The sequence below is a fragment of the Sphaerisporangium melleum genome (genome assembly GCF_014646695.1).
Taxonomy (GTDB): Bacteria; Actinomycetota; Actinomycetes; order Streptosporangiales; family Streptosporangiaceae; genus Sphaerisporangium; species Sphaerisporangium melleum.
Genome location: NZ_BMNT01000039.1, coordinates 1 through 26,319, shown reverse-complemented (window position 1 = coordinate 26,319; position 26,319 = coordinate 1). Strand labels below are relative to the sequence as shown.

General features: G+C 72.6%; 25 protein-coding genes. 19 read left to right on the top strand and 6 right to left on the bottom strand.

From position 1 onward, the window contains the following. Positions 1–32 precede the first annotated feature (32 nt). Entirely contained in the window at positions 33–1,100 is a 1,068-nt protein-coding gene (locus IEY93_RS29245; protein WP_189166366.1) for a polyprenyl synthetase family protein, read from the bottom strand. A gap of 332 nt (positions 1,101–1,432) precedes the next feature. Here IEY93_RS29245 and metF point away from each other — a divergent pair, with 332 nt between their 5' ends. After that, entirely contained in the window at positions 1,433–2,359 is a 927-nt protein-coding gene (gene metF, locus IEY93_RS29240) for a methylenetetrahydrofolate reductase [NAD(P)H] (protein ID WP_189166365.1), read from the top strand. Between the two features lie 281 nt (positions 2,360–2,640). Here metF and IEY93_RS29235 read toward each other — a convergent pair whose 3' ends face one another. Together IEY93_RS29235 and IEY93_RS29230 are read right to left on the bottom strand one after the other, a co-directional pair. After that, entirely contained in the window at positions 2,641–3,195 is a 555-nt protein-coding gene (locus tag IEY93_RS29235) for a GNAT family N-acetyltransferase (RefSeq protein ID WP_229691573.1), read from the bottom strand. Positions 3,196–3,235: 40 nt separating this feature from the next. Next, positions 3,236–3,712, bottom strand: coding sequence for a YbaK/EbsC family protein (locus tag IEY93_RS29230; protein ID WP_189166364.1), 477 nt, complete (start codon positions 3,710–3,712; stop codon positions 3,236–3,238). Between the two features lie 128 nt (positions 3,713–3,840). On the opposite strand from IEY93_RS29230, the gene IEY93_RS29225 reads away from it, so the two are divergent. The 4 genes from IEY93_RS29225 to IEY93_RS29210 all read left to right on the top strand — a co-directional run bounded on the left by IEY93_RS29225 (position 3,841) and on the right by IEY93_RS29210 (position 9,251). After that, positions 3,841–4,716 carry a L,D-transpeptidase family protein gene (locus IEY93_RS29225; RefSeq protein WP_189166363.1) on the top strand — a complete coding sequence of 292 codons (876 nt, stop codon included), beginning with the start codon at positions 3,841–3,843 and terminating at the stop codon, positions 4,714–4,716. Positions 4,717–4,850: 134 nt separating this feature from the next. Then, entirely contained in the window at positions 4,851–5,555 is a 705-nt protein-coding gene (locus IEY93_RS29220) for a hypothetical protein (RefSeq protein WP_189166362.1), read from the top strand. After that, positions 5,552–8,341 (top strand): M48 family metalloprotease, encoded by a 2,790-nt coding sequence (locus tag IEY93_RS29215; RefSeq protein ID WP_189166361.1) that lies wholly within the window; start codon positions 5,552–5,554, stop codon positions 8,339–8,341. Before IEY93_RS29220 ends, IEY93_RS29215 begins: the two co-directional genes overlap by 4 nt. A 469-nt stretch (positions 8,342–8,810) precedes the next feature. Continuing rightward, positions 8,811–9,251 carry an SAV_6107 family HEPN domain-containing protein gene (locus tag IEY93_RS29210; protein WP_189166360.1) on the top strand — a complete coding sequence of 147 codons (441 nt, stop codon included), beginning with the start codon at positions 8,811–8,813 and terminating at the stop codon, positions 9,249–9,251. 31 nt (positions 9,252–9,282) lie between these two features. On the opposite strand, the gene IEY93_RS29205 is transcribed toward IEY93_RS29210, so the two are convergent. The 3 genes from IEY93_RS29205 to bldD form a co-directional block, all read right to left on the bottom strand. Continuing rightward, the gene (locus IEY93_RS29205) at positions 9,283–10,542 is read right to left on the bottom strand and encodes a globin domain-containing protein (RefSeq protein ID WP_189166425.1); all 1,260 of its coding nucleotides are present in this window, start codon (positions 10,540–10,542) and stop codon (positions 9,283–9,285) included. Positions 10,543–10,633: 91 nt separating this feature from the next. Next, positions 10,634–11,062 (bottom strand): RrF2 family transcriptional regulator, encoded by a 429-nt coding sequence (locus tag IEY93_RS29200; RefSeq protein ID WP_189166359.1) that lies wholly within the window; start codon positions 11,060–11,062, stop codon positions 10,634–10,636. Between the two features lie 294 nt (positions 11,063–11,356). Beyond that, positions 11,357–11,851, bottom strand: a complete 495-nt coding sequence (gene bldD / locus IEY93_RS29195; RefSeq protein ID WP_189166358.1) for a transcriptional regulator BldD — start codon at positions 11,849–11,851, stop codon at positions 11,357–11,359. A gap of 469 nt (positions 11,852–12,320) precedes the next feature. Between bldD and pyrR the strand changes: the two genes are divergently transcribed. From pyrR to IEY93_RS29125, 14 genes are all read left to right on the top strand, one after another. Further along, a complete protein-coding gene (pyrR, locus tag IEY93_RS29190; RefSeq protein ID WP_275411973.1) occupies positions 12,321–12,938 on the top strand; it encodes a bifunctional pyr operon transcriptional regulator/uracil phosphoribosyltransferase PyrR in 618 nt (205 codons plus the stop codon). After that, the gene (locus IEY93_RS29185; protein WP_203967843.1) at positions 12,938–13,870 is read left to right on the top strand and encodes an aspartate carbamoyltransferase catalytic subunit; all 933 of its coding nucleotides are present in this window, start codon (positions 12,938–12,940) and stop codon (positions 13,868–13,870) included. Before pyrR ends, IEY93_RS29185 begins: the two co-directional genes overlap by 1 nt. Further along, a complete protein-coding gene (locus tag IEY93_RS29180) occupies positions 13,867–15,171 on the top strand; it encodes a dihydroorotase (RefSeq protein ID WP_189166356.1) in 1,305 nt (434 codons plus the stop codon). The genes IEY93_RS29185 and IEY93_RS29180 overlap by 4 nt, the downstream gene beginning before the upstream one ends. Next, positions 15,168–16,316, top strand: a complete 1,149-nt coding sequence (gene carA / locus IEY93_RS29175) for a glutamine-hydrolyzing carbamoyl-phosphate synthase small subunit (protein WP_189166355.1) — start codon at positions 15,168–15,170, stop codon at positions 16,314–16,316. The genes IEY93_RS29180 and carA overlap by 4 nt, the downstream gene beginning before the upstream one ends. Further along, on the top strand, positions 16,309–19,599 hold the full coding sequence (carB, locus tag IEY93_RS29170; RefSeq protein WP_189166354.1) for a carbamoyl-phosphate synthase large subunit: 3,291 nt from the start codon (positions 16,309–16,311) through the stop codon (positions 19,597–19,599). The genes carA and carB overlap by 8 nt, the downstream gene beginning before the upstream one ends. A 13-nt stretch (positions 19,600–19,612) precedes the next feature. Next, complete coding sequence (locus IEY93_RS29165; RefSeq protein ID WP_372444370.1) at positions 19,613–20,509, top strand: dihydroorotate dehydrogenase electron transfer subunit; 897 nt, start codon at positions 19,613–19,615, stop codon at positions 20,507–20,509. Then, positions 20,499–21,473, top strand: coding sequence for a dihydroorotate dehydrogenase (locus tag IEY93_RS29160; RefSeq protein WP_189166353.1), 975 nt, complete (start codon positions 20,499–20,501; stop codon positions 21,471–21,473). The genes IEY93_RS29165 and IEY93_RS29160 overlap by 11 nt, the downstream gene beginning before the upstream one ends. Continuing rightward, complete coding sequence (gene pyrF, locus IEY93_RS29155) at positions 21,470–22,165, top strand: orotidine-5'-phosphate decarboxylase (protein WP_189166352.1); 696 nt, start codon at positions 21,470–21,472, stop codon at positions 22,163–22,165. The genes IEY93_RS29160 and pyrF overlap by 4 nt, the downstream gene beginning before the upstream one ends. A gap of 423 nt (positions 22,166–22,588) precedes the next feature. Beyond that, positions 22,589–22,912: an integration host factor, actinobacterial type gene (gene mihF / locus IEY93_RS29150; protein WP_114031276.1), complete on the top strand. Its 324-nt coding sequence runs from the start codon at positions 22,589–22,591 to the stop codon at positions 22,910–22,912. A 121-nt stretch (positions 22,913–23,033) separates the two neighbouring features. Continuing rightward, positions 23,034–23,627 (top strand): guanylate kinase, encoded by a 594-nt coding sequence (gene gmk, locus IEY93_RS29145; protein ID WP_189166351.1) that lies wholly within the window; start codon positions 23,034–23,036, stop codon positions 23,625–23,627. 96 nt (positions 23,628–23,723) lie between these two features. Beyond that, positions 23,724–23,987: a DNA-directed RNA polymerase subunit omega gene (rpoZ, locus tag IEY93_RS29140; protein ID WP_189166350.1), complete on the top strand. Its 264-nt coding sequence runs from the start codon at positions 23,724–23,726 to the stop codon at positions 23,985–23,987. A gap of 52 nt (positions 23,988–24,039) precedes the next feature. Continuing rightward, positions 24,040–25,260, top strand: a complete 1,221-nt coding sequence (gene coaBC / locus IEY93_RS29135) for a bifunctional phosphopantothenoylcysteine decarboxylase/phosphopantothenate--cysteine ligase CoaBC (protein ID WP_189166349.1) — start codon at positions 24,040–24,042, stop codon at positions 25,258–25,260. Positions 25,261–25,757: 497 nt separating this feature from the next. Then, positions 25,758–26,087: a hypothetical protein gene (locus IEY93_RS29130; protein ID WP_229691572.1), complete on the top strand. Its 330-nt coding sequence runs from the start codon at positions 25,758–25,760 to the stop codon at positions 26,085–26,087. 134 nt (positions 26,088–26,221) lie between these two features. Further along, a partial coding sequence (locus tag IEY93_RS29125; protein ID WP_189165915.1) for an S-adenosylmethionine synthetase N-terminal domain-containing protein occupies positions 26,222–26,319 on the top strand: 98 nt, incomplete at its 3' end.

Here is a 26,319-nt window from a genome sequence, read left to right as displayed (position 1 = left end):
CGGACGCATGGGTTCCGCGGGCGGCGGCGCGGTCAGCTGCGGCGGCTGGTCGCGGCGATGGCCAGCTCGCGCAGGGCTTCGCGGGCCTCGGCGGTGATCGGCGCGCTCTCCAGGCAGGCCAGGGCGTCGTCCAGGTACCGCTTGATCATCTCCTCGCTCGCCGCGAGGGCGCCGGTCTCCTCGATGATCTCCCGCAGCCGGCGGACGCCGTCCTCCTCCAGCTTGGGGTCGCCGAGCAGCAGGCGCACGTCGGCCGCCTGCCGCGGCGTCGCCTCCGACAGCGCACGGGCGATCAGCATCGTCCGCTTGCCCTCGCGCAGGTCGTCCCCGGCCGGCTTGCCGGTCTCCACCGGGTCGCCGAACACCCCGAGCACGTCGTCGCGAAGCTGGAAGGCGATGCCCACCTTCTGCCCGTAGTCCACGCACAGCCGGTCGATCCACGGCTCCTCGGCGCGCGCGGCCAGCAGCAGGCCGAGACGCAGCGGCTGCTCCACCGAGTACTTGCCGCTCTTGTGCAGGGCGACCCGCAGCGCGCTCTCGAAGGTGCCGCCGCCGTGCGCCTGCTCCAGCAGGTCGAGGTACTGCCCGCACATCAGCTCGGTGCGCATCTGGTCGTGCACCCTCTCGGCGGCGGCCAGCGACGCGGCCGGCAGCCCGCTCGTCCGCCACATCTCGCTCGACCACACCAGCAGGAGGCTGCCCAGCAGCACCGCGGCACCCTCGCCGAACTGCTCGGCCGACCCCTGCCAGCCGGACTCCTCGTGCAGCGCCTGGAACCGGCGGTGGGCCGCGGGCCGGCCCCGGCGCAGGTCGCTGGCGTCCATGACGTCGTCGTGGATCAGGGCGCTCGCCTGGAGCAACTCCAGTGAGGCGGCGGCGGTGAAGATCGCGGGGTCGTCGCCTCCGCCGGCGCCCCGCCAGCCCCAGTAGCAGAACGCCGGGCGCAGGCGCTTGCCGCCCGACAGGAAGTCCTCGGCGGCTTCGAGGAGAGGGTTCAGCTCCGGACCACTGATCAGGGGGCGCTGCCGGTCGACGAACGCTCGCAGGCGCTGGTCCACCTCGGCGAGGAACACGTCCGACAGGGCGAAGGAAGTGGGCATGCTCTGAGATTAACGGCCCCACAACGGGCCGCTGATCGGCCTCCCCTCGTGTTACGAGACGCGCCTGCCGGGGAAGGCGCGTTCCCCGTTACGGTCTGAAGTGCGAGACCACCGTGCCGGTCACGCCCGGGTGAGCCCACAATCGTGACGACACCGCTGTGGCACTGTGGTTTCACGCCTCACCAGGCCTGTCCCGGCGGCCTTCCGCACGCCGCCGGCCCGGCCGCGACCGGCCGTGAGCGGCGCACGATCAGGGCCGGCGATGGGACCGTGACGAGAAAGCGCACGTTGGCGATCGGTGCGCGAGGGCGTGGACCTGTAGCCTTGGCAGCATGGCTCTGGGTCGTCCATCAGTCCTTCCCGACCGCGTTCCGACGGTGCGGGAGCTGCTCGCCTCCGGGCGGCGTTCGTTCTCGTTCGAGTTCTTCCCTCCGAAGACCGACGCGGGGGAGCGGCAGCTGTGGCACGTCATCCGTGACCTCGAGCGGCTGCAGCCGACCTTCGTCTCGGTGACCTACGGCGCCGGCGGCTCGACCCGCGACCGCACGGTCGAGATCGTCGAGCGGCTGGCCCACGAGACGACGCTCACGCCGGTCGCGCACTTCACCGCCGTCGAGCACTCGGTGCGCGAGCTGCGCCACCTGGTCGGCAGGTTCGCCGGGGCCGGGGTGCGCAACATCCTCGCCGTGCGCGGGGACCCGCCCGGCCGTGACCCGCTGGCCGAGTGGACCAAGCACCCCGAGGGCGTCGCGTACGCCGAAGACCTCGTCCGCCTGATCCGCCAGTCGGGCGACTTCTGCGTCGGCGTCGCGGCCTTCCCCTACCGGCACCCGAGGTCCCCGTCCGTGGAGTCCGACACCGAGTACTTCGTCCGCAAGTGCCGGGCCGGCGCCGACTACGCCATCACCCAGATGTTCTTCCGCGCCGAGGACTACCTGCGCCTGCGTGACCGGGTGGCCGCCGCGGGCTGCGACACGCCCATCATCCCCGGCATCATGCCGGTCACCCAGGTGAGCACGATCGCCCGGTCGGAGCAGCTCTCCGGGGCTCCGTTCCCGCCCGACGTGGCGGCGCGGTTCGAGGCCGTGGCCGACGACCCGGCCGCGGTGCGCCGCCTCGGCATCGAGCACGCCGCCGAGCTGTGCCAGACCCTCCTCGACGAGGGGGCGCCGGGCATCCACTTCATCACCTTCAACAAGTCGAGCGCGACCCGCGAGGTCTACCAGGCGCTGGTGCCCGCCCCCGCTCCCGTCGGCTAGCGCGGTGATCGCGTACGTTCACCGGGCGCGGCTCCCCGCTGCGGCCATGTGCGGGATGTGATCGGCGCCGGGTTGGCGGGGCGTGGTACGGCGATGCCGGCTACGGCGTCCGACCCGGTCAGCGTTCATGGACAGCGCACGAGCACGTCGAGCCACCCGGCGGTCAGGGTCCTGGGCGCCGGGCTCAGGACCCCGCCTCCGGTCACCGCGACGCCGAGAGCGGCGGGCGTCCGGCGCCTGCGGGCCCAGGGGGTGCGGAGCCGTAGGGGAGAGCGGCGGGGTCAGGGCATCGGGGGGAGGGGCAGCGGGGCGCCCACGATGGCGTACCGCTCGTACCCGCCGGGGAAGACGTACATCGTGATCAGGTCGACGAAGCCCAGCCGCCGGTAGAGATGCCGCGCGGCCGTCGGCTCGTCGTGGGTGGACATGACCGCCGTACGCTCGCCCCTTCCCGCGCACAGGCCGTGCACCAGCCGCCGCCCCACGCCCTTGCCCTGGTACTCCGGGCGCACGTGGACCTCGGCGATCTCCAGGGCGTTGTCGAACCAGGCCGCCGCGGCCGGCGCGCCCTCGCGCTCCTCCAGCGCGCGGCGCACGACGTCGTGCCACCACTGGCCGGCCGAGCCGTGGAAGCCGTACCCGAAGCCGATGACGGCCCCATCGGCCTCCTCGGCCAGCAGGCAGGTGAAGTCCGGGTAGGTGGCGTGGTGGCGCATGATGCTCTGCCGGCCCGAGAGCTGGTCGTCCGGCGGGCGCATCGCCACCGTGTAGATGTCGATCACGGTGGCGATCGAGGCGGCGAACTCCTCGGGGCCGGCGCGTCGCAGTTCGATCACTTTTCGCACACTAGCAGCACGCCGATCGGGCCTGCCTGACTCACTCCACCTCGACCGGCGTGCCGCCGGTCACCCGCACCAGCTCGTCGAACGTCGTCGGGAAGACCGTGTGGACGTGCCCGGCGGCGGCCCAGACGACCTCGTGCTTGGCCAGCCAGGTGTCGACCAGCGTGCGGATCGGCGCCGGGTGCCCGACCGGGGCCACCCCGCCGATCGTCTGCCCGGTCGCGGCCTTGACGAAGTCGGGACTGGCACGCCGGACCTTCGCGGCGCCGGCCACTCCGGCGATCAGGGAGGTGTCCACCCGGTGGGCGCCGCTGGTGAGCACCAGCAGCGGCTCGCCGTCGGCGTCGAAGACCAGGCTGTTGGCGATCGCGCCGACCTCGCAGCCGAGCTGCGCCGCGGCCGTGGCGGCCGTCGGAGCGGGATCGGTCAGGACGACGACCTCACCGGTCGCGCCGAGCTCGCGAAGGACGGCGGACACCTTCGCCACGCTGGGATGCAACTTTTCTGCCACGCGCACACTCTAAACAGATGGGCCCGCATCGGCGATCGATTACATTCCCGTGACACTCCGGGACCGGACGTGATCGATTCGGTAGGGTCCGTTGACCGGAAGCGGTGTTCTCGGAGGGGAGTCCTGACATGACGGCTGGCAGGCGGCTCGGCGTCGCGGCGGCTCTGGTCGCGGGAAGCATGCTGGCCTCGGGCCTGTTCCCCGGCGGGGCACAGGCGGCACGAGGTGCCGTGGCACCCTCTGGCGCGAGCGCCGCCGCTTCAGCGTCCGCGTTCTCCCATGCCGCCGTCTCGCTCCGGACGTCCCCGGCGGCCTCGTCCGGCTCCGCGCGCGCCGCGTCCCGTGCCTACCCGCCGTTCAGCGCGCCGGGTCGCACTCTGCGGCTGGGCGCCAAGGGCGCGGCGGTCAAGGATCTGCAGAGCCGGCTGCGCGAGCTGGGGTACCTCCCCGGCAAGATCGACGCGAGGTACGGCGGTGCCACTCAGTCGGCCGTCTGGGTGTTCCAGAAGGTCCAGGGCATCCGCCCGACCAGCACGATCACCGCGCGCACCTGGCGGGCGCTGGAGAGCCCCAGGGCGCCCCGGGTGCTGGTCCCGAACGGCAGGCCCGACCGCGTCGAGATCGACCTCACCCGGCAGGTGGCCGTCCTCTACCGGGGTGGCGAGGTGCGGCTCATCACCCACGTCTCCTCCGGCAGCGGCATCCCCTACTGCGAGACGGCCACCTGGCAGGGCAAGGCCCAGCGGTTCTGCGGCTCGGCCCGCACGCCCACCGGCGACTACAAGACCACCTGGCGGCGCTCGGGCTGGCACCGGTCCTATCTGGGGCAGCTCTACAACCCGATCTTCTTCAACGGCGGCATCGCGCTGCACGGCGCCCTGTCGGTGCCGCTCTACCCGGCCTCGCACGGATGTGTCCGCCTGCCGATGCACGTCGCCGAGATCCTCCCCGGCCTCCTCGGCACCGGCGTCCCCGTCCACGTCCGGGGCGCGTTCAGGCGCTGAACGGCGGGGCGGGCGCCCGCCCCGCCGCGATCACGAAGTCCTATCGAACCAGTTCAAGATCACCTGACGTCGCGGTGGCGGCCGTAACCTGTGGTTCCAGGCGCAGGAAGGCGGAAGCGACCGTGAGTGTTTCCGTGGATCCACAGCGAGACCAGGACGGCCGTCCCACCGTCCGCGCGATCGTCCGGGATGTCGTGGCCGTGCTGGCGCCCGAGGAACTTCCGCTCGTCGACGGGCTGGCCTCGGTCGGGCACGCGACGGCGGTGCGGCGGCTGCGGCGTGCGCGGTCGCGCCGGGAGCCGCTCGGCTTCGGCCTGGAAGAGGTCGCCGCTCTGGTGACCGCCGTGGTCTGGGTCGCCCTCGACGAGGCGTTCAAGGAGGCCGTCGCCGCCGCGATGGGCGACCTGCGCCGGCAGGCCGGCCGCCGGCTGCGCCGCCTTCTGCGGCGGGGGAAGGCCGAACCCGAGCCCCAGGTCCCGCCGCTCACCCGTGAGCAGCTCGCCGCGGTACACGCACGGGTGCGCGAGCTGTCCACGGTGGCGGGGATGCCCGCCGAACGGGCCGTCCAGATCGCCGACGGCGTGATCGCCCGCCTCGCCCTGGAGTTGCCCGCCGCACCCGAACCCCCTCCTCCCGCCACGCCGAAGGGAGCTGCGCCTGCCGGGACCACGCCGCCCGCCCCTGCGGAGCTCGGCGCCGCGCGGCCGCGAGCCGCTCTTCCCACCGCGGGCGGAAAGGACGGCGGGCGAGAGGGGAAGGGAGCCTCCGGGACGGAAGAGGGCGAGGACGCCGGGCGGGGAACGCCCGGTGACCTCGGGCCGGGGAGCTCACCTGCGTGACCCGGCCGGCAATGGGCCGCGTCCCCGCGGTGGACATCGATCTGGGTGCCTCCGGCACCACCTTGCGGTTCGCGTCGCTGATCCTGCTCCTGCTGGGCAGCACGGTCGCGATGATCGGGCAGATCCTCCAGCCACTGGTGGAGCGCCCCGCGCGGTCGGGATGCATGCTGGCGGCCGGGCTCGACCCCGTGGGCGACCTCGCGGCCGGCGTCAAGCCGCTGGGGATCAACCGCGCGTTGCTCGAGGAGTGCTACCAGCGGACCGATGCCCTCCCTTGGTGGGGGTCCGCTGTGGTGGGCGGGTTCGCCGGCGCGATCGTCCTCGGCGCGGTGGCGCTCTATGTCGCCCTGCCCGCCTGGCGGCACCGGCACGGCCGCGCCGTGCCGGTCGAGGCGGTGGACGCGGACGGGCGGCTCGGGCGGCGGCTCGCCGCTCTGGTGGCCCGCACAGGCGTGCGGCAGGTCCGCTTCGTGGTCGACCCGGCCGCCGCGACGACCGGCGCGGTCGCCTACGGCCACCCCGGCCGGTACATCGTCCGCCTGCACGGTGGACTGGTGGCGCGCCTGCGGTCCGACCCGGACGGGTTCGACGCCGTGGTCCTGCACGAACTGGCGCACGTGCACAACGGTGACGTGCGCATCGCGTACGCCACCACCGCCCTGTGGCGGGTGTTCCTGGCGGGCGTTCTGCTGCCGTACGTCGTGACGCGCGGGCTGTTCCTGCTGGACGGGCTGCTCCACGGCACCGTTTCGGTGTTCTGGGGCGCGGACGCCCCGATGGCGTCGCGGGACTTGCTCCTGACGCTCGTGCTGACGGCGCTGCTCACCGTCGCCCGGGCCGACCTGCTGCGCAAGCGTGAGCTGTACGCCGACCTCGCGGCCGTACGCTGGGGCGCGGCCACGGCGGTGTGGTCCAGGCGTGCCGGAGGGCTCGTCGACGGCGGTCGCCGCCGGCTGATCGGCGACCTGTGGCGCAGCCACCCCCGGTGGGAGCAGCGGGTCCGCTCCCTGCGAGAGCCCACCGCGCTGCTCGGCCCGCCGGCGCTGCCGATGCTGGTCACCGGCATCGCCACCCTGGTCACGACGGCGAGACTGCCGCGCCTTCTGGGCCTGTTCGGCGTGTCGGGCGCGCCCGCGCAAGCGCTGGTCGTCCTCCTCGCGGCCGGTCTGGCGGCGGGCATCGTCGCCACGACGATGGGTCAGGCGGCGGCGCACTCCGTGGTCACCGGACGGCCGCCGCCGTCACCCCTGCGCGCCGGTCTGTGGTTCGGCGCGGGCATGGTCGTCGCCGAGCTGTTGCTCAGCAGGGCCAACATGAGCGCGTGGCTGCCCGCCGAGCCGGCGATGCTGCTCGCGCTGCCGGCGGCGGCCGCCGTCACCTGCTGGTGGACCGCCGAGTGCGCGGAGCTGTGGCTCAGGACCCGCCCTGGCCGCCCGGCCCGTCCGGTACTCCTCGCCGGCCTGGTGACGACCTGGATCGCGGTCGCCGTCTGGCTGAACTGGTGGGAGACGTTCGGCATGCCCATGGCCATCGGTGCGTTGATACCGCCGGACGCCCTGCTGGAGGTGCTGCGGTCGCCCGCCGCGCCGGACGGCGGCTGGGCGCTGCCGATCGCCTCGGCCATTCTCGGTCTCCTGTCGCTGTGGGGACCGCCGGAGTGGCTGCTTCTCGGTGCGATGCTGTGGCTGTACGCCCTCCTCCCGCTCGCCTGGCGCCCGAGCCCGGGCGCCGTCCGCCCCTCACTGAGCAGGCTCGCGGCGGCGGCGTCGGCGGGGGCCGTGCTCGCCTGTACGGGGAGCCTCGTCGCCAATGCCTACGTCGGCGGCCTGGCGGCGGGCGAGAACCGGGCGCTCCTGTACCTGGCGTCGCAGATCTTCGTCCTGCTGCCGGCGACGGCCGTGACCGCGACGGTGGTCGCCATCACCGCGCGGCGGTACCGGATGGTCATGGCGCTGGGCGCCGCCGGCCTGGCCTCCCTGCTCACCCTGGGCGGCGTCTGGCTCCTCGGCGCGTTCGACGGATGCCTTGGCCCATTCGACATCTCCGCCGTCTCCTGCTCGTTCAGGCCGGACCGGGTGGTGCGGGGCCTGCTGGTGCCGGTGTCGTTTCTGATGGTGCTCGCCACGCCGGTCGCCGGGGTCGCCGTCCTGCTCGCGGGGCCGTGGCGGAACCGCCTGCGCGATGACGGGCACTGGACGACGTACGGGCCCGCCGGGTGGACCAGCCGGGTGGCGGTCGCCGTCCTGACCACGCTCGCGATCTGCCTGCCGGTGGTGCTGCGGCCGCCGGGCACCTTCGCCGGTGACGCCGTGGCCGACCGGCGAGGGCTGGAGGCGACGCTGACCCGCACTCTGGTTCCGGCGTCGACCCCGGAGGTCCGGGGCGTCCAGATCGGTGCGTGGTTGTTCTACGGAGGCCTCGACCTGATGGATGGGTTCGTCCGGGACTACATCGCCGTCACGAAGATCGCGCCCGACCTCGTCGTGACGCAGGAGAACGCCGCCGGGCTCGTCACCCCGCTGCGGGCGCTCGTCGCCGACGCCGACCGTGTCGACCGGTACTTCCCGATCCCCGACCCGCGTGAGCAGCGGGCCTGGGCGCGGCTGACCGCGACCGTGCGGGGTGAGGCCGGCGACTGCCTGTACGCCCTCGCCCGTGACGACCTGGACGTCTGCGGCGCGGCGCTGCACCGGCTCACCTCGGCCATGGAGGAGATGTCGGCGCTCCTCGCCCGGCTGCGGGCGATCATCGCCGAGCGCCACGGCACCCCGCGGAAGCCGCGATGACCGAGTGATCGAACGTGTGTTCGTCAGATGCTTGACATGAGGGGTCATCGAATCTATGTTCGATGCAGTGAGGGTGGGACTCGCGGCCCACCCTCACCCATCCGGCTGGGAGGCTCGTCCGCGGCGGTCCTCCCACCACGTGAACCGAACGGCCGGGCGGGGAGAGGGGAAGCTCCTCGTCCGGCCCGTACGGTCCCCCGGCCGGTGGAGGCGTGACAACACCACATGGTCGTGAGGGCACGGAAAGACCAAAGCCATCGGACAGGTGGTGGCCGGGTGATCGCCGGTCGCACCGTCCGGAGATCGAGCGGGCCGGAGCCGGAATCCCGGGCTACGGCCGGGGGGTTCCCCATGAGGGGAGCGTGGCCCCGTGGTCCATGACCGGTCGGCCACCGGAATTGTCGGTGGGGTCTGCGACCGTGTTATCACCGGCGGTCACCGCCGGAGCCATGACCCCGAGGAGGGTGGCATGACTCGAACGTCCGGAGAAGGTCCCCGGGTCTCCCAGACCGTGCGCGCGCACCTCGCCGACGCGCGTTCCTGCCTGGCGGACGCCGCGGCGGCCCGCACCCCTGCCGAGCGCTACGTCTCGGCGCACCTCGCGGCACTGCGCGCCGCCGCGGCGATCCTGGCCGCGCTGCCCCGGCCGATGGACGGCCGCAGGCGCCGCCTGCGCAGCGCCTGGGAGCTGCTGCCCGAGGCCGAGCCCAGGCTGGCCCGCTGGGCGGTCTTCTTCGCCGACAGCGCCCGCAAGAGGGCGGCCGCCGAGGCCGGCATGGTCCGTGTCGTGTCCGCCGCCGACGCCGAAGAGCTGATCGCCGAGGCCGAGAAGTTCGTCGGCATCGTCGAGGACATCCTCGGCATCCCCGGCCAGTCGGCCCTCCCGGTCAAGGCGCCCCTGGCCGGTTGAGCACGGCGGTCCTCCCCGCCGCCAGGCGCGGTCAGTCGCGGCCGAGCCACAGGTCGGGGCCGAAGACCTCGTAGTGGATGTCCGACGCCGGCACTCCGCGGGCGATGAGCTGCGCGCGCGCCTCGCGCATGAACGGCACCGGGCCGCACAGGCAGGCGGTCAGGCCCTCGGGCAACTCGATCTCCGACAGGTCCGCCCGGCCGACCCGCACCGGCACCACCTGCGCCGAGGCGCGGCCGGTGCTCCCACCTGCCGCCGGAACGGCGGCCTCGACCCGCTCGCCGAGGGCGGGCTCGGCGCAGGCGCAGGAGCAGCCGTCGGTGTCCTCGTACCATCGGTGCAGCGTCGCGCCGGGAAGCGCGGCGACCAGGTCGTGCAGTTCTTCCCGGTGGGCGTGGTGGGCGGGCGCGCGGTCGGCGTGGACGACGACGACCCGGCGGGTGGAGCCGGTGGCCGCGAGATGGCCGAGCATCGACAGGATCGGCGTGACACCGATGCCGGCCGAGGCCAGCAGCAGCGGCCCGTCCCCGGGCGGCAGCACCAGGTCGCCGAACGGCGCCGAGACCGAGAGCACGTCTCCGGGCCGCACGCTCGCGTGCAGCATGCTCGACACCTCGCCGTCGGGGCCGCCTCCGCTCACCCGCTTCACGGTGATCCGCCAGTGGTCGCGGCCCGGGGCGGACGAGAGGCTGTACTGCCGGATCTGCCGGGCCCCGTCGGCGAGCGGAACGGCGACGCTGATGTACTGCCCGGGACGGAAGGCGCCCGGCGACGGCGGGCGCAGGGTGAACGACACCGTGTCCGGGGCCTCCTGGCGGCGGTCGACCACCGTGGCCGGCAGCCATCCCTGCTCCGACTCGCTGTACATCACGGCCTCCATCGCGATGAGCGTGCCCGCCATCAGCCAGTACACCTCGTCCCAGGCCCGCACGACGTCGGGGGTGGCGGCGTCGCCGAGGACGTGCGCGATGGCGCCGAAGAGGTATCTCTGCACGACCGTGTACTGGTCGGATGTGACCCCGAGTGAGGCGTGCTTGTTGGCGATGCGCGCCAGCATCGCGTGCGGGACGCCGGCGCCGTTCACCAGGGAGGATGCGTACGCGGCGATCGATCCGGCCAAGGCGGCGCGTTGTTCGCCGTTGGCCTGGTTGCCGCGGTTGAACAGGTTCCGCAGCAGCTCCGGGTTGTCGGCGAACATCGTGTCGTAGAACCGTGCCGCGATGTCGTCGATGGCCGCGCCGATGACGGGCAGGGTGGCGCGGACCGTCGCGGTCGCCTCCGGGGAAAGCACCATGACCTCCAAGTAATTGGTATTTGATCTTCGTATTTAAGGGCGGATGGCGGTATGTGGTCGGTGAGCAGGGACGAAATGGCCGGGCGGCTCAGGTCAGGGAGAGCAGCACCGGGCCGGTCGGCGTGGTGACCAGGTCGGCCACCGTGAGCGGGTCCAGCGCGGCGTAGAAGGCCCGCTGCGCGTCGCGCAGCGCGCCGCGCAGCCGGCAGGCGGCCCGCAGCGGGCAGGGCGTCTCGCCTTCACAGGTCACGACCTCCTCCTCGCCCTCCAGTTCGCGGACCAGCCAGCCGAGTGAGGCGGACCGGCCGAACGCGGTGAGCTCCAGGCCGCCGCCCCGGCCGCGCCGCGCGTCGACCACGCCCAGGTGCTGCAGGCGCGAGATGGCCTTGGCGGTGTGGGTGTAGGGGATGGCCATCGCCTCGGCCACCTGCCTGGTGGTGAGGGTGGTCCCCGGTCCGGCCACGGCCAGGCGCATGGTGACGCGCAGGGCGAGGTCGGTGAACTTGGTCAGCCGCACGTCATTGACGCTAGCAATGTGGAATGCCAGATGACAATTAAAGGTGCCGCGATGTGCGGCATCCCACACACGGGCGCGGCGAGCCGCCGAGTACGCCGGAGGGTTCTTCGTGGCATCCGGGCGCGGCCCGGGAAAGGCGAAGAGCCCGCAGGGAGCGGGGAGGCTCCCTGCGGGCTCTTCGCGGCTGGTGTCCGTCCGGATCGCGCCGCCCGGCCGGGGGAGTCCCGGCGCGCGCGTCCGGCGACGGGGCTCGCGATGGGGGTGCGGCCGCCGGGTGCGACGAGGCGCGGTGGGTCAGAAGGACTCGACGGCGCGCCGCGCCTCGGCGTCCAGCACGCCCCAGTTGATGAGCTCCTCGGTGAGCTCGGTGGGGGACTTGTCGTAGATGACCGCCAGAGAGCGCAGGTCCTCCTGGCGGATGGACAGGACCTTGCCGTTGTAGTCGCCGCGCTGGCTCTGGATGGTCGCGGCGTACCGCGCGAGGGCGCCGGCCTTCTCCTTGGGGAGCTGGGCGAGCCGCTCGAGATCGATCACGAGCTTCGGTGTCGGGCCGAGCGGGCTCGGCGCGCTGCCGCCGGGGAGCAGCTCGGACACCGGCACGCCGTAGAAGTCGGCCAGCTCGGCGAGCTTCTGCACCGTCACGGCGCGGTCGCCTCGCTCGTAGGAGCCCACGACGACGGCCTTCCACCTGCCGCGCGACTTCTCTTCGACTCCGTGCAGTGATAGCCCCTGCTGGGTGCGGATGGCGCGGAGTCGCGCGCCCAGCGACTTGGCGTAGTCAGACGGCATGTTCGGCCCCCCGGCTTTCTATGAACGTTCTCACTTATTGTGCGCCTTGCGACGAATGCCACGGCGATCGGGTGGTACCCGGGGAGGCACCATCGGTGACCGACACGTCGTGGTTTACCCGAGAACGTCGCGAGGTGTGGTTACGGACAGTGACGGTAAAGGTGTGGGCGTCATTGGTCAAGCTGATTGGAAAAAAGATGCCGAATCCTGTCCGGTTCGGGCCCGATCCGCGCGCGCTCGCGCGCCGCGCGGGGACCTCCGGCCGTGCCCCGGCATGGATTCGGTCACCCTTCGGCACGGATCGGCGGGCGGCGGGAGGGGCACCGCTGGTACCCCGATGACCGGCTTGGCGGCATCTGCCCAGGTTGCGCGGCTCCACCGGTTCCGAGCGTCCGGCACAGGGCTGCTAACGTGGGGGCGCCGGTTCCTTTAAGACCCGTCCTGTGAGGCGGGAAAGGTGGTGACCTTCATGAATGCCGCCCGAAATCAGGCGCGCGACGGCGAGCCCCGCACAGGGGAGGCCGTTCCCGCAGGCGGGCGTCCCGTGGACGGCGAGCGTGCCGTCCTCGAGGCTCCCGACATCAACCGGGCTCTCACCCGCATCGCGCACGAGATCCTCGAACGCGCCAAGGGTCCCGACGATCTGCTGCTGCTGGGCATCCCCACGCGCGGCGCGCTGCTCGCGCGGCGCCTGGCCGACCGCATCGAGCAGGTCGAGGGCCGTCCGGTGGCCTGCGGCTCGCTGGACGTGACCATGTACCGCGACGACCTGCGCCTGCGGCCGGCCCGCGCCCTCGGCCGCACCGACCTGCCCGAGGACGGCGTGGACGGCCGCATCGTGGTCTTGGTCGACGACGTGCTCTACTCCGGCCGCACCGTGCGCGCCGCGCTGGACGCCCTCAACGACCTCGGCCGGCCCACGGCGGTCCGCCTCGCGGTCCTGGTCGACCGCGGCCACCGTGAGCTGCCCATCCGCGCCGACCACGTCGGCAAGAACCTCCCCACCTCGCGTTCGGAGACCGTCCGGGTCTGCCTGGCCGAGATCGACCAGCGCGACGCGGTCCTGCTGAGAGGAGGTCAGCGATGATGCGTCATCTGCTGTCCACCGCCGACCTGTCGCGCGACGACGCGCTGCTCATCCTGGACACCGCCGAGCAGCTCTCGCAGGTCTCCGGGCGCTCGATCAAGAAGCTGCCGACCCTGCGCGGCCGCACGGTCGTGAACCTCTTCTTCGAGGACTCCACCCGCACCCGCATCTCCTTCGAGGCCGCGGCCAAGCGCCTGTCCGCCGATGTGATCAACTTCTCGGCGAAGGGGTCCAGCGTCTCCAAGGGCGAGAGCCTGAAGGACACCGCGCTCACCTTGCAGGCCATGGGCGCCGACGCGGTCGTGGTGCGCCACGGCGCCTCCGGCGCGCCGCACCGGCTGGCCAACTGGGTGGACGGCAGCGTCGTCAACGCCGGCGACGGCACCCACGAGCACCCCACCCAGGCCCTGCTGGACGCCTTCACCATGCGCAGGCGCCTGGGCGACCTGGAGGGCCGCCGGGTGTCGATCGTCGGCGACGTGCTGCACAGCAGGGTCGCCCGCTCCAACGTGCACCTGCTGACCACCCTGGGCGCCGAGGTGACGCTGGTCGCGCCGCCGACGCTGCTGCCGGTGGCCATGGGCGAGTGGCCGTGCGAGGTCTCCTACGACTTCGACGCCGTGCTGCCCAAGTCGGACGTGGTGATGATGCTGCGCGTCCAGCACGAGCGGATGAACGCCTCCTACTTCCCCTCGGCCCGCGAGTACAGCCGCCGCTACGGGCTCGACCCCGAGCGGCTCGGCCGGATGCCCGACGGCGCGATCGTCATGCACCCGGGGCCGATGAACCGCGGCATGGAGATCGCCGCCGAGGTCGCCGACTCCGGGCGGTCCACCATCGTCGAGCAGGTCACCAACGGCGTGACCGTGCGCATGGCCGTTCTGTACCTACTGCTGTCCGGCTCCGAGCCCGCGATCGGGGGAAACCAGTGACCTACCTTCTCAGGGGCGCCCGGGTGCTCGGGGGCGACCCCCGTGACATCCTGCTCAAGGACGGCTACGTCGCCGAGATCGGCGCCCCCGGCACGGTGGACGCCCCCGGCGCCGGGCACGTCGACGCCGGCGGGCTGATCGCCCTGCCCGGCCTGGTCGACCTGCACACCCACCTGCGCGAGCCGGGCCGCGAGGACGCCGAGACCGTCGAGTCCGGCACCGCCGCCGCGGCCCTCGGCGGGTACACCGCCGTCCACGCGATGGCCAACACCTCCCCGGTCGCCGACACCGCCGGCGTCGTGGAGCAGGTCTACCGCCTCGGCCAGGAGGCCGGGCACTGCGACGTGCGGCCGGTCGGCGCGGTCACCGCGGGCCTGGCCGGCCGGCAGCTCGCCGAGCTCGGCGCGATGGCCGACAGCGCCGCCCGGGTGCGGGTCTTCTCCGACGACGGGGTGTGCGTCTCCGACGCCGTCCTGATGCGCCGCGCCCTTGAGTACGTCAAGGCGTTCGACGGGGTGGTGGCCCAGCACGCCCAGGAGCCCCGCCTGACCGAGGGCGCGCAGATGAACGAGGGCGCCGTGTCCGGCCGCCTCGGGCTGACCGGCTGGCCGGCCGTCGCCGAGGAGGCCATCATCGCGCGCGACTGCCTGCTGGCGGCGCACGTCGGCTCCCGGCTGCACATCTGCCACGTCTCCACCGCCGGATCGGTCGAGATCATCCGCTGGGCCAAGTCCAAGGGCTGGGACGTCACCGCCGAGGTGACCCCGCACCACCTGCTGCTCACCGACTCCTGCGCCGAGAGCTCGCCGACCGGCTCCTACAACCCGATCTACAAGGTCAACCCGCCGCTGCGCACCGCGGCGGACGTCCAGGCGCTGCGCGAGGCGCTCGCCGACGGCACCATCGACTGCGTCGCCACCGACCACGCCCCCCACCCGGTCGAGGACAAGGAGACCGAGTGGCCCGCCGCGGCCATGGGCATGATCGGCCTGGAGACCGCCCTGTCGGTGGTCCAGGAGGCCATGGTCGAGACCGGGCTGCTCGACTGGGCGGGCGTGGCCGACCGGATGTCCGCCCGTCCCGCCCGCATCGGGCGCCTCGACGGGCACGGCGGCCCGCTCGCCGCCGGCACCCCCGCGAACCTCACCCTGTTCGACCCCTCCGTGCGCCGGACGGTCGAGCCGGGCGGGTTCGCCTCCAAGAGCCGCAACACCCCCTACCAGGGCATGACCCTGCCGGGGCGGGTCGTCGCCACGTTCCTGCGCGGCCGGCCCACCGTTCTCGAAGGGAAGCTCACGTGACGCTCGCGACCACCGGATCGGCCGTCCTCGTGCTGGAGGACGGCCGGGTCTTCCACGGCGCCGCCTACGGCGCCGAAGGCGAGACCTTCGGTGAGATGGTGTTCAACACCGGCATGACCGGTTACCAGGAGACACTCACCGACCCCTCCTACCACCGGCAGATCGTCGCGATGACCGCGCCGCACATCGGCAACACCGGGGTCAACGACGAGGACCCGGAGTCCTCGCGCGTCTGGGTCGCCGGGTACGTCGTCCGCCAGCTGGCCCGGGTCCCGTCCAACTGGCGCTCCCGCCGCTCGCTGGACGAGGAGCTGCGCCGCCAGGGCGTCGTCGGCATCGCCATGCCGGGAACGCGCGCGCTCACCCGCCACCTGCGCGAGCGCGGCGCCATGCGCGCCGGCGTGTTCACCGCCCCCACCGCCCCGGTCGAGGAGCTGGTCGAGCGGGTGCTGGCGAGCCCGTCGATGATCGGCGCCGACCTGGCCAAGCAGGTCTCCACCGCCGAGCCGTACGTCGTCCCGGCCCGCGGGGACAAGCGCTTCACCGTGGCCGCGGTGGACCTCGGCATCAAGGCGATGACCCCGCGGCTGCTGGCCGAGCGCGGGTGCGAGGTGCACGTGCTGCCCGCGGGCGCGACGGCCGCCGACATCCTCGCCCTGGACCCCGATGGGGTGTTCCTGTCCAACGGGCCCGGCGACCCGGCGACCGCCGACTACGCCGTCGAGGCGCTGACCGGCGTCCTCGAGGCGGGCCGGCCGGTCTTCGGCATCTGCTTCGGCAACCAGATCCTCGGCCGCGCCCTGGGCCTCGGCACCTACAAGCTGCGCTACGGGCACCGGGGCGTGAACCAGCCGGTGCAGGACCGCCGCACCGGCAAGGTGGACATCTCGGCGCACAACCACGGCTTCGCGGTCGACGCCCCGGTCGACGGCCCGTTCGACACGCCGTATGGCCGGGCCGAGGTCAGTCATGTCAACCTCAACGACGGCTGCGTGGAGGGGCTGCGCCTGCTCGACCGACCGGCGTTCAGCGTCCAGTACCACCCCGAGGCCGCTGCCGGTCCGCACGACGCCGCCGGCCTGTTCGACGAGTTCTGCGCCCTGATGGCGCGCCCGGACACCAAGAAGGGTGGCACGCGTGTCTAAGCGCACCGACATCTCCTCGATCATGGTGATCGGCTCCGGCCCCATCGTGATCGGGCAGGCCTGCGAGTTCGACTACTCCGGCACCCAGGCGTGCCGGGTGCTGCGGGCCGAGGGCTACCGGGTGATCCTGGTCAACAGCAACCCGGCGACGATCATGACCGACCCCGAGTTCGCCGACGCCACCTACGTCGAGCCGATCACCCCCGGCATCGTCGAGCAGATCATCGCCAAGGAGCGTCCGGACGCCCTGCTGCCGACCCTGGGCGGGCAGACCGCGCTCAACACCGCCGTCGCGCTGCACGAGGCCGGGGTGCTCGAGCGCTACGGCGTCGAGCTGATCGGCGCCGACATCGACGCCATCCAGGCCGGCGAGAACCGCGAGCTGTTCAAGCGGATCGTCGCCAAGGTCGCCGAGGAGCACGGCCTGAACGCCGAGTCGGCCCGTTCGGCGATCTGCCACACCATCGACGAGTGCCTGGCCGCCGCCGCCGACCTCGGCTACCCCGTCGTCGTGCGCCCCAGCTTCACCATGGGCGGCGCCGGCTCCGGCTTCGCCTACGACGAGGCCGACCTGCGCCGCATCGCCGGCGCGGGCCTGGACGCCTCGCCGACCACCGAGGTCCTCCTGGAGGAGTCGATCCTCGGCTGGAAGGAGTACGAGCTGGAGGTCATGCGCGACCGGGCCGACAACGTCGTCATCGTGTGCTCCATCGAGAACATCGACCCGATGGGCGTGCACACCGGCGACAGCGTCACCGTGGCCCCGGCCATGACGCTGACCGACCGCGAGTACCAGAACATGCGTGACGTCGCCATCGCGGTCATCCGCGAGGTCGGCGTGGACACCGGCGGCTGCAACATCCAGTTCGCCGTGGACCCGCGCACCGGGCGCATGATCGTCATCGAGATGAACCCGCGCGTGTCACGCTCCAGCGCCCTGGCGTCCAAGGCCACCGGCTTCCCGATCGCCAAGATCGCCGCCAAGCTGGCCGTCGGCTACACCTTGGACCAGATCCCCAACGACATCACCCGCGAGACGCCCGCCTCCTTCGAGCCCTCGCTCGACTACGTCGTGGTCAAGGTGCCGCGCTTCGCCTTCGACAAGTTCCCCGGCGCCGACCAGACCCTCACCACGCACATGAAGTCGGTCGGCGAGGCCATGGCGATCGGCCGGTCCTTCCCCGAGGCCCTGCAGAAGGCCCTGCGGTCGCTGGAGAAGAAGGGCTCGTCGTTCTCCTGGACCGGTGACCCGGGCGGCAAGGACGAGCTGCTGGCGGCCTGCCGCAAGCCGCACGACGGGCGCCTGCGCACGATGCAGCAGGCCATCAGGGCCGGCGCCACGCTGGAGGAGCTGTACGAGGCGACCAGCGTCGACCCGTGGTTCCTGGACCAGCTCCTGTTCATCGACGAGGAGGCCCGCGCCCTCGCCGAAGGCGAGCTGGGCGCCGAGGCGCTGCTGCGCGCCAAGCGCAACGGCTTCAGCGACGCGCAGATCGCCGAGATCCGCGGCCTGCCCGAGCCTGGGGTGCGCGAGCTGCGCCACCGGCTCGGCGTGCGGCCGGTCTACAACACCGTGGACACCTGCGCCGCCGAGTTCGCCGCCAAGACGCCCTACCTGTACTCCACCTACGACGAGGAGACCGAGGTCCCCGGCGGCGACCGGCCCAAGGTCATCATCCTCGGCAGCGGCCCCAACCGCATCGGGCAGGGCATCGAGTTCGACTACGCCTGCGTGCACGCGTCCTTCGAGCTGGCGGCCGCGGGGTACGAGACCGTGATGGTCAACTGCAACCCCGAGACCGTCTCCACCGACTACGACACCTCCGACCGGCTGTACTTCGAGCCGCTCACCCTGGAGGACGTCCTTGAGGTCGTGCACGCCGAGCAGCAGGCCGGCCCGGTCGCCGGGGTGATCGTCCAGCTCGGCGGGCAGACCCCGCTCGGGCTGGCCCAGGCGCTCAAGGACGCCGGAGTGCCGGTGGTCGGCACCAGCCCCGAGTCCATCCACCTGGCCGAGGAGCGCGGCGCGTTCGGCCGCGTGCTGGCCGAGGCGGGCCTGCCCGCCCCCCGCCACGGCACCGCGGTCACCGTGGCGGAGGCGCGGGTCATCGCCGACGAGATCGGCTACCCGGTGCTGGTGCGCCCGTCGTACGTCCTGGGCGGCGCGGGCATGGCCATCGTCTACGACGAGGGCACCCTGGACGCGTACATGGAGCGGGCCGGCGCCGCCAGCGACCATCCGGTGCTGGTGGACAAGTTCCTCGACGAGGCCATCGAGATCGACGTCGACGCGCTGTTCGACGGCGAGGAGCTCTATCTCGGCGGCGTCATGGAGCACATCGAGGAGGCCGGCATCCACTCCGGCGACTCGGCGTGCGCGCTGCCGCCGATCACGCTGGGCGGGTTCGACATCAAGCGCATCCGCGCCGCCACCGAGGCCATCGCCCGCGGAGTGGGCGTGCGCGGGCTGCTGAACGTCCAGTACGCCATGTCGGCCAACATCCTGTACGTCCTGGAGGCCAACCCGCGGGCCAGCCGCACCGTGCCGTTCGTGTCCAAGGCGACGGCCGTGCCGCTGGCCAAGGCCGCCGCGCGGGTCATGATGGGCGAGACCATCGCCGCGCTGCGCGCCGAGGGCATGCTGCCGGCCACGGGTGACGGCGGCACCCTGCCGCTGGACGCCCCCATCGCGGTCAAGGAGGCCGTGCTGCCCTTCAACCGCTTCCGCGGCGTGGACATCGTCCTCGGGCCCGAGATGCGCTCCACGGGCGAGGTGATGGGCATCGACGAGGTCTTCGGCACCGCCTACGCCAAGTCGCAGTCGGCCTCCTACGGCTCGCTGCCCACCAAGGGCCGCGCGTTCGTCTCGGTGGCCAACCGCGACAAGCGCGCGATGATCTTCCCGGTGAAGGCCCTGGCCGACCTGGGTTTCGAAATCCTGGCCACGGAGGGCACCGCCGAGGTGCTGCGCCGCAACGGCGTCCATGCCAAGATCGTGCGAAAGCAGAGCGACGGTGTCGGCACGGACGGTGAGCCCACGATCGTGACCCGCATCCTGGACGGGGAGGTGGACCTCATCGTCAATACCCCCTTCGGCAGCCCCGGGCAGTCCGGGCCGCGCCTGGACGGCTACGAGATCCGCACCGCCGCCGTCCTGCGGGGCATCCCGTGCGTCACCACCGTGCAGGGGCTCGGCGCGGCCGTACAGGGCATCCAGGCGGTCGCCGCCGGCTCGGTGGGCGTACGGTCACTGCAGGAGCACGCCCAGCGGCTGAGGGGCTAGCGCCCGGCGGGAGGTGGGGGAGACGGCCGTTTCTCCGGTGCAGGTGACCGGCACGGTGCTGACGACGCGCCGCGTCGATGCCTACCACGCCCTGACCGTGGTCGCGCCCGGCATCGCCGAGCGCTTCCGCCCCGGCCACTTCGTCACGGTGGCCGTGGGCGGGCCGCACACCTCCATGCCGGCCCGCCGGGCCTTCTCGGTGCACGACGTCAAGCCCGACTACGGCGGCACGGTGGAGTTCGTCTTCGCCGTGCGCGGGCCGGGCACCTCATGGCTGGCCGAGCGCAAGGCCAGGGACACCCTGGACCTGGTCGGGCCGCTCGGCCGGCCGTTCCCGCTGCCGCGCGACCCGTGCGCCTGCGTGCTGGTCGGCGGGGAGTACGGCTCGGCGTCGCTGTTCGCGCTGGCCGACAGCCTGCAGCAGCGCGGCTGCCGCGTCGACTTCGTGCTCGGCGCGGCCTCGGCCGACCGGGTCTTCGGCGCCTTGCGCGCCCGTCGCATGGGGGAGACCACCACCCTCACCACCGAGGACGGCTCTCTGGGCCTGCGTGGGCGGGTCACCGACGCGCTGCCGTCGGTGATCGCCGACGCGCGCGCCGACGTGGTCTACGCCGCCGGGCCGATGGCCATGCTGCGCGGGGTGACGGCGGTCGCCGTGGAGTTCGACATCCCGGTGCAGGTCAGCGTGGAGGAGGCGATGGCCTGTGGGTACGGCGTCTGCATGACGTGCGTGATCCCGGTGATCGGCGAGGACGGCGTGACCCGCATGGTGCGCTCGTGCGTGGAGGGGCCGGTCTTCCGGGGCGAGCGGGTGCGGTTCGAGGACGTCGGGACGATCCCGTTCGACGCCCTGGGGGCGCCTGGGGGACGAGCACAGGAGGGAGGTGCTCACACCCGAAATGTCAGTTGATATGCGCACATACCTGGCGCACGTCGAGCTGCCCAACCCGATCACCACGGCCGCCGGGTGCGCCGCCTCCGGCGCCGAGCTCTCCCAGTTCTTCGACCTGTCCCGGCTCGGCGCGCTGGTCACCCACTCGATCACCATGGCCCCCCGCGCCGGACGGCCCACCCCGCGCATGGCCGAGACGCCCTCGGGCATGCTCAACGCCGTGGGGCTGCAGGGGCCGGGCATCGAGGTCTTCCTCGACCGCGAGCTGCCCCTGCTGGCCGACCGCGGCGCGCGGGCCGTGGTGTCCATCGCCGGCGGCAGCGTCGCGGAGTACACCGCGCTGGCGCGCAGGCTCGCCGACGCGCCCGGCGTGACCGCCGTCGAGGTCAACCTGTCGTGCCCCAACGTCGAGGACCTCGGCCGGGTCTTCGCCCGCGACCCCGCCGCCTCGGCCGAAGTGCTCGCCTCGGTGCGCGCCACCATGCGCTACGACGTCCCCGTGGTGGCCAAACTCGCCCCCGACGTCGCCGACATCGTCGCCGTCGCCCGCGCCTGCGTCGACGGCGGCGCCGACGCCCTCGCCCTGATCAACAGCCCGCTCGGCATGAGCATCGACGTCGAGACCATGCGCCCGTCGCTCGCCGCCGGCACCGGCGGGCTGTCCGGCCCCGCCATCCGCCCGCTCGCCGTGCGCTGCCTGTGGCAGGTGCACGCCGCGCTGCCCGGAGTGCCCATCGTCGGCATGGGCGGCGTCATGACCGGCAGGGACGCCCTGGAGCTCATCCTGGCCGGCGCCTGCGCCGTCTCGGTGGGCACCGCACTGTTCCACGACCCCTACGCTTGCCTGCGGATTCTGCGGGAGCTCGAAGACCTGCTCAAAGAGCGCGGCTTCGAGCGGCTCGCCGACGCCGTCGGCCTCGCGCACCGGCCACCCGGGGCGGGGCCCCGGCACCGCATCGACCTGGAGGAGAGCTCACTTTGACGTCCGCACCCATCGCCGTCGCCCTGGACGCACCCGATCTGGAGACGGCGGCCCGCTGGGCTGCCCTGGTGACGCCGCACGTGAGCACCGTGAAGGTCGGCCTCGAACTCTACCTGCGATACGGACCCGACGTGATCGCCTCCGTACGAGGCGCCTCCGGCGTCCAGATCTTCCTCGACCTCAAACTCCACGACATCCCGAACACCGTCGCCGGAGCGGCCAAGGCCGTCGCGCGGCTCAAGCCGCACATCCTGACCGTCCACGCGTCCGGAGGCGGCCCGATGATCCGCGCCGCGGTCGACGCCCTGCCGAGCACCACCATCGCCGCCGTGACGGCCCTGACGTCGCTCTCAGAGGCCGATCTCGAACGCCTTGGTGTCAGGGGACCCGCCGGTGACGCCGTGCGCCGTCTGGCCGTCGAGGCCGTCGGCGCGGGCGCCCAGGCCCTGGTCTGCTCCCCGCGCGAGGTGGCCGCCGTACGCGCCGAGGTCGGGCCGGACATCAAACTCATCACCCCGGGCGTGCGGCCCGCCGGCGCGAGCACCCAGGATCAGGCCAGGGTCGCGACCCCCGAGCAGGCGATCGCCGACGGAGCCGACCTGCTCGTCATCGGACGCCCGATCACCGGCTCCGCCGACCCCGGCGCCGCGGCCGCGGGCATCGCCGCGGCCCTCCGCCGCGTCCTGAACTGAGTTTTGTGCTGCGTCTATTGGCCTCGCTTCGCTCGGCGTGCTCGTGGCGCGGCCTTGCTCCGCTCGGCGGCTCGTGCGCCCTTGGGGCCACGAGTTCGGGGGGCGGGAAGGCCGCGGGGGCCGCGGAAAGGGGCTCGGAAGGGGGTTGGGGCGGCGGGGGAGGGACGCTCGGCGAGATCGGGGGGATGATCTTTTCGGGTCCGGACGGACTAGCCCGATGAGGGCTCTGCCGACCGACCGGACTAGCCCGTGAGGCGCCAGTACAGGCGGGTTTTGTCGACGCATCGCGACCGGATGAACACGCTGGGTGATGAAATGAATTTCTTGTGGGGAGAAACTGGGCTTGACGTTGCTTGTAGGCCCAAGACCAGCTAGTTTCCCCTCCCGTCCGAGTACATCGACAGAAATTCGAGGTGACCCGGCGTGGCTCTTCCTCCCCTGACCCCCGAGCAGCGCGCCGCAGCCCTGGAGAAGGCTGCCAAGGCCCGCAAGGAGCGTGCCGAGGTCAAGAACCGGCTGAAGCACGGCGCGGTTTCTCTGGCTGAGGTGCTGAAGGATGGTCAGACCGACGACGTCATCGGCAAGATGAAGGTGTCGGCACTTTTGGAGTCGCTCCCCGGCGTGGGCAAGGTCCGCGCCAAGCAGCTCATGGAGCGGCTCGGTATCGCCGAGTCCCGTCGTGTACGGGGCCTCGGCGCGAACCAGCGCGCCGCTCTGGAGCGCGAGTTCGGCGGCGCCGAGAGCTGATCTCGGCTCGCGGAACAAGAATCACGGGGGGTGTGGTGTGACCGGTACGTCCTGGCCCGAAGAGGGCGGAGCTCGCGAGGCTCCCGTTTTCGGGGGGTTCGGGACACGTGACGGTGATTCCATGCCTCCATCCGGGAGTCCGGAGGCGACGAACGTCTCCTCCGGACCGACGGGGAAACGCCTCACGGTCCTGTCCGGCCCGTCGGGCGTCGGCAAGTCCACGGTCGTCGCCGAGCTTCGGCGGTCCCACCCCGAGGTGTGGCTGTCGGTCTCGGTGACCACCCGGACCCCCCGTCCCGGCGAGACCCACGGCGTCGAGTACTACTTCGCCACCGGCGAGGAGTTCGACCGGCTGGTCGCCGCAGGCGAGCTGCTCGAATGGGCGGAGTTCGCCGGCAACCGGTACGGGACGCCCCGCGCGCCGGTCGAGCGCAAGCTCGCCGAGGGCGTGCCGACGCTGCTGGAGATCGACCTCCAGGGGGCGCGGCAGGTGCGCGAGTCCATGCCCGAGGCCCTGCTGGTCTTCCTGGCTCCCCCGAGCTGGGAGGAGCTGGAGAGCCGCCTGCGCGGGCGCGGCACCGAGCCCGAGGACGTCATCGCGCGCCGTCTGGCCGCAGGGCGCGTCGAGCTGGCGGCCGAGAAGGAGTTCGATCTCTCCCTGGTCAACACGGCCGTCGGGGATGTGTGCGACCGCCTGGTAGCCTTGCTCAAGTGAAGATCGGCCCGGCCTGATCGAGTCGGCCCCGCCGTTTGCACTTGGTATCCTTCGAGGCCAAGACCGAAGACTCGACATTCCGAGGAGGCCGACGACGTGGCAGGCACTGCCCCGGTTGCCGAAGGCATCACCAACCCGCCGATCGACCAGCTGCTTGAGGTCGTCGACAGCAAGTACAGCCTGGTCATCATGGGCGCGAAGCGCGCCCGCCAGATCAACGCCTACTACTCCCAGCTCGGCGAGGGCCTGCTGGAGTACGTCGGGCCCCTGGTGGAGACGCACGCCCAGGAGAAGCCGTTGTCCATCGCGCTGCGCGAGATCTCCGAGGGGCTGCTGAGCTCCGAGCCCATCGAGGGCTGACCTCCAAGGCGACGGCGACACCCCTTTTCGATTTTCGATCCGGACGACCGTGATGGCGAGCCAGGGCCGCGTCAGGCCGAGCGTCGTGCTCGGCGTCGGCGCGGGCATCGCCGCGTACAAGGCGTGCGAGCTGCTCCGGCTGTTCACCGAGTCGGGGCACGACGTCCGGGTCGTTCCGACGCGTGACGCGCTGCGCTTCGTCGGCGAGCCCACCTGGGCCGCCCTGTCCGGCAACCCCGTCACCAGCGAGGTGTGGGAGTCGGTCCACGAGGTGCCGCACGTCCGCATCGGGCAGGGCGCCGACCTCGTCGTGGTCGCGCCCGCGACCGCCGACATCCTGGCCAGGGCCGCCCACGGGCTGGCGGGCGACCTGCTCACCAACACCCTGCTCACCGCACGGTGCCCGGTGGTCTTCGCCCCGGCCATGCACACCGAGATGTGGGAGCACCCGGCCACCCGCGCCAATGTCGCCACTCTGCGCGAGCGCGGCTCGCTCGTCATCGACCCGGCCGTCGGCCGGCTGACCGGCGCCGACACCGGCCCCGGCCGGCTCCCCGACCCGGCCGAGATCTTCGAGGTCTGCCGGCGTGTCCTGTCCGGCCGCGGGCGCGACCTCACCGGACGCCGGGTGGTGGTCTCCGCCGGCGGCACGCGCGAGGCCGTCGATCCGGTCCGCTTCATCGGCAACCGCTCCTCCGGCCTGCAGGGGTACGCCCTGGCCCGTACGGCGGTGGCCCGCGGCGCCGAGGTGACCCTGGTCGCGGCGAACGTCGCCCTTCCCGACCCCGCGGGCGCCACCGTGGTGCGCGTGGCCTCCGCGCTGGAGTTGCGGGAGGCCGTGTTCGCGGCGGCCGAGAGCGCCGATGCCGTCGTCATGGCGGCCGCCGTCGCCGACTTCCGGCCCGCCGCGCCCAGCGACATCAAGATCAAGAAGTCGGCGGACGATCCGGAGCCCATCCACCTCACCAAGAATCCGGACGTCCTGGCCGAGCTGTGCGAGCGGCGCGGGGACGGCACCGGGCCCGCGCCGGCAGTGATCGCCGGCTTCGCCGCCGAGACCCACGACGTGCTGGCCAACGGCCGGGCCAAGCTCGCCCGCAAGGGCTGCGACCTGCTGGTCGTCAACCAGGTGGGGGAGGGGCTGGCCTTCGGCACCCCGGACAACGCCGCCGTCGTCCTGGTGGCCGGCGGCGACCAGGTCGAGGTTCCCCGTGGCCCCAAAGAGGCGCTCGCCGACACCGTGTGGGACCTCATCGCCCCCCGCCTGGCCTGAGCCGGCCACCCGGCCGGGTTCCCCGCCTCACCCGGCCCTTTTCACGCCCGGCCGAGCCCTCGTCTCTGGTGAGCCTTCACGCGCGGCCGAGCCCGCGCCCGGCCTGAGTCTTCGCGTGGCGGCCGAGCCCGCGCCCGGCCCGCGCCTTCGCGTGGCGGCCGAGTTCCCGGCCTGCCCTTGATGCCCTTCGCACGGGCGAAGGGCCCCTTGGTCCTCGACGCCCGACGCGCCGTCGGGCACTGGCCTCCCTTGAGTCCTGCTCCGCGCGATCAGGTGCCCCATTCCCCCCTTGAGCCGCTGAAGAAGGGAGAGTCGGGACAAAGGCGTGGTGTGCCGCTGATGCGGCTTTCCCGCCACAGGTGCCTGACCATGCGTGCATACCAGGACGAAGGCGCTTGATGGCCGGCGTTTCCCGGCGGATACTCCAGGTGGGATGCCGGATCGAGAGGGCGTTGACCATGCCGGTGACCGCCGCTATCAGGGGACGCTGCCGCGCTTTGCTACCACCGGGCGAGGACATCCATTACGTCTTCCCGGTCACTCTGGTGCGCTCTGGTGGCGTGGCCAACTACATGATCGTCGTGACCGGCCGTTCCATAACCGTGCTGGCCACCAAGGTGTTCAGCCGGTACGAGCCCGCCGCGGTGTGGGCGACCTATCCCCGGCACACACGGCTCGGACCGGTGCGGTTCGGTGCCGGGCCCACGATCGAGTTGGGTGGTACGGTTTTCGAGGTCGACGATGAGTACGTCGCGGTCGTCGGGGCGGCGGACGCCGAGGCGTTCGCTCCGGGGGATCTGCCGAAAGATCCGCTTCCGGACCTGTAGGCCGCGGCGGCGTGACCGACTATCGGGACGGTAGCGCGGCGCCGCTCCAGGTAGCACTACACTCGGCGGAGCGCTTCGGTCGTCTCACGCCCGAGCCAACGACGTCAGCAGCCGCTGCATGAGGAGCCACTGAGTTGTCCCGCCGCCTGTTCACTTCCGAGTCGGTCACCGAGGGTCACCCGGACAAGATCGCCGACCAGATCAGCGACGCCGTCCTCGACGCCATGCTCAA

Bases quoted from the DNA above. Each gene is read 5' to 3' on its own strand.
- IEY93_RS29245 (WP_189166366.1), bottom strand. From the start codon at position 1,100: ATGCCCACTTCCTTCGCCCTGTCGGACGTGTTCCTCGCCGAGGTGGAC.
- metF (WP_189166365.1), top strand. From the start codon at position 1,433: ATGGCTCTGGGTCGTCCATCAGTCCTTCCCGACCGCGTTCCGACGGTG.
- IEY93_RS29225 (WP_189166363.1), top strand. From the start codon at position 3,841: ATGACGGCTGGCAGGCGGCTCGGCGTCGCGGCGGCTCTGGTCGCGGGA.
- IEY93_RS29210 (WP_189166360.1), top strand. From the start codon at position 8,811: ATGACTCGAACGTCCGGAGAAGGTCCCCGGGTCTCCCAGACCGTGCGC.
- bldD (WP_189166358.1), bottom strand. From the start codon at position 11,851: ATGCCGTCTGACTACGCCAAGTCGCTGGGCGCGCGACTCCGCGCCATC.
- pyrR (WP_275411973.1), top strand. From the start codon at position 12,321: ATGAATGCCGCCCGAAATCAGGCGCGCGACGGCGAGCCCCGCACAGGG.
- IEY93_RS29185 (WP_203967843.1), top strand. From the start codon at position 12,938: ATGCGTCATCTGCTGTCCACCGCCGACCTGTCGCGCGACGACGCGCTG.
- IEY93_RS29160 (WP_189166353.1), top strand. From the start codon at position 20,499: ATGTCAGTTGATATGCGCACATACCTGGCGCACGTCGAGCTGCCCAAC.
- gmk (WP_189166351.1), top strand. From the start codon at position 23,034: ATGCCTCCATCCGGGAGTCCGGAGGCGACGAACGTCTCCTCCGGACCG.
- coaBC (WP_189166349.1), top strand. From the start codon at position 24,040: ATGGCGAGCCAGGGCCGCGTCAGGCCGAGCGTCGTGCTCGGCGTCGGC.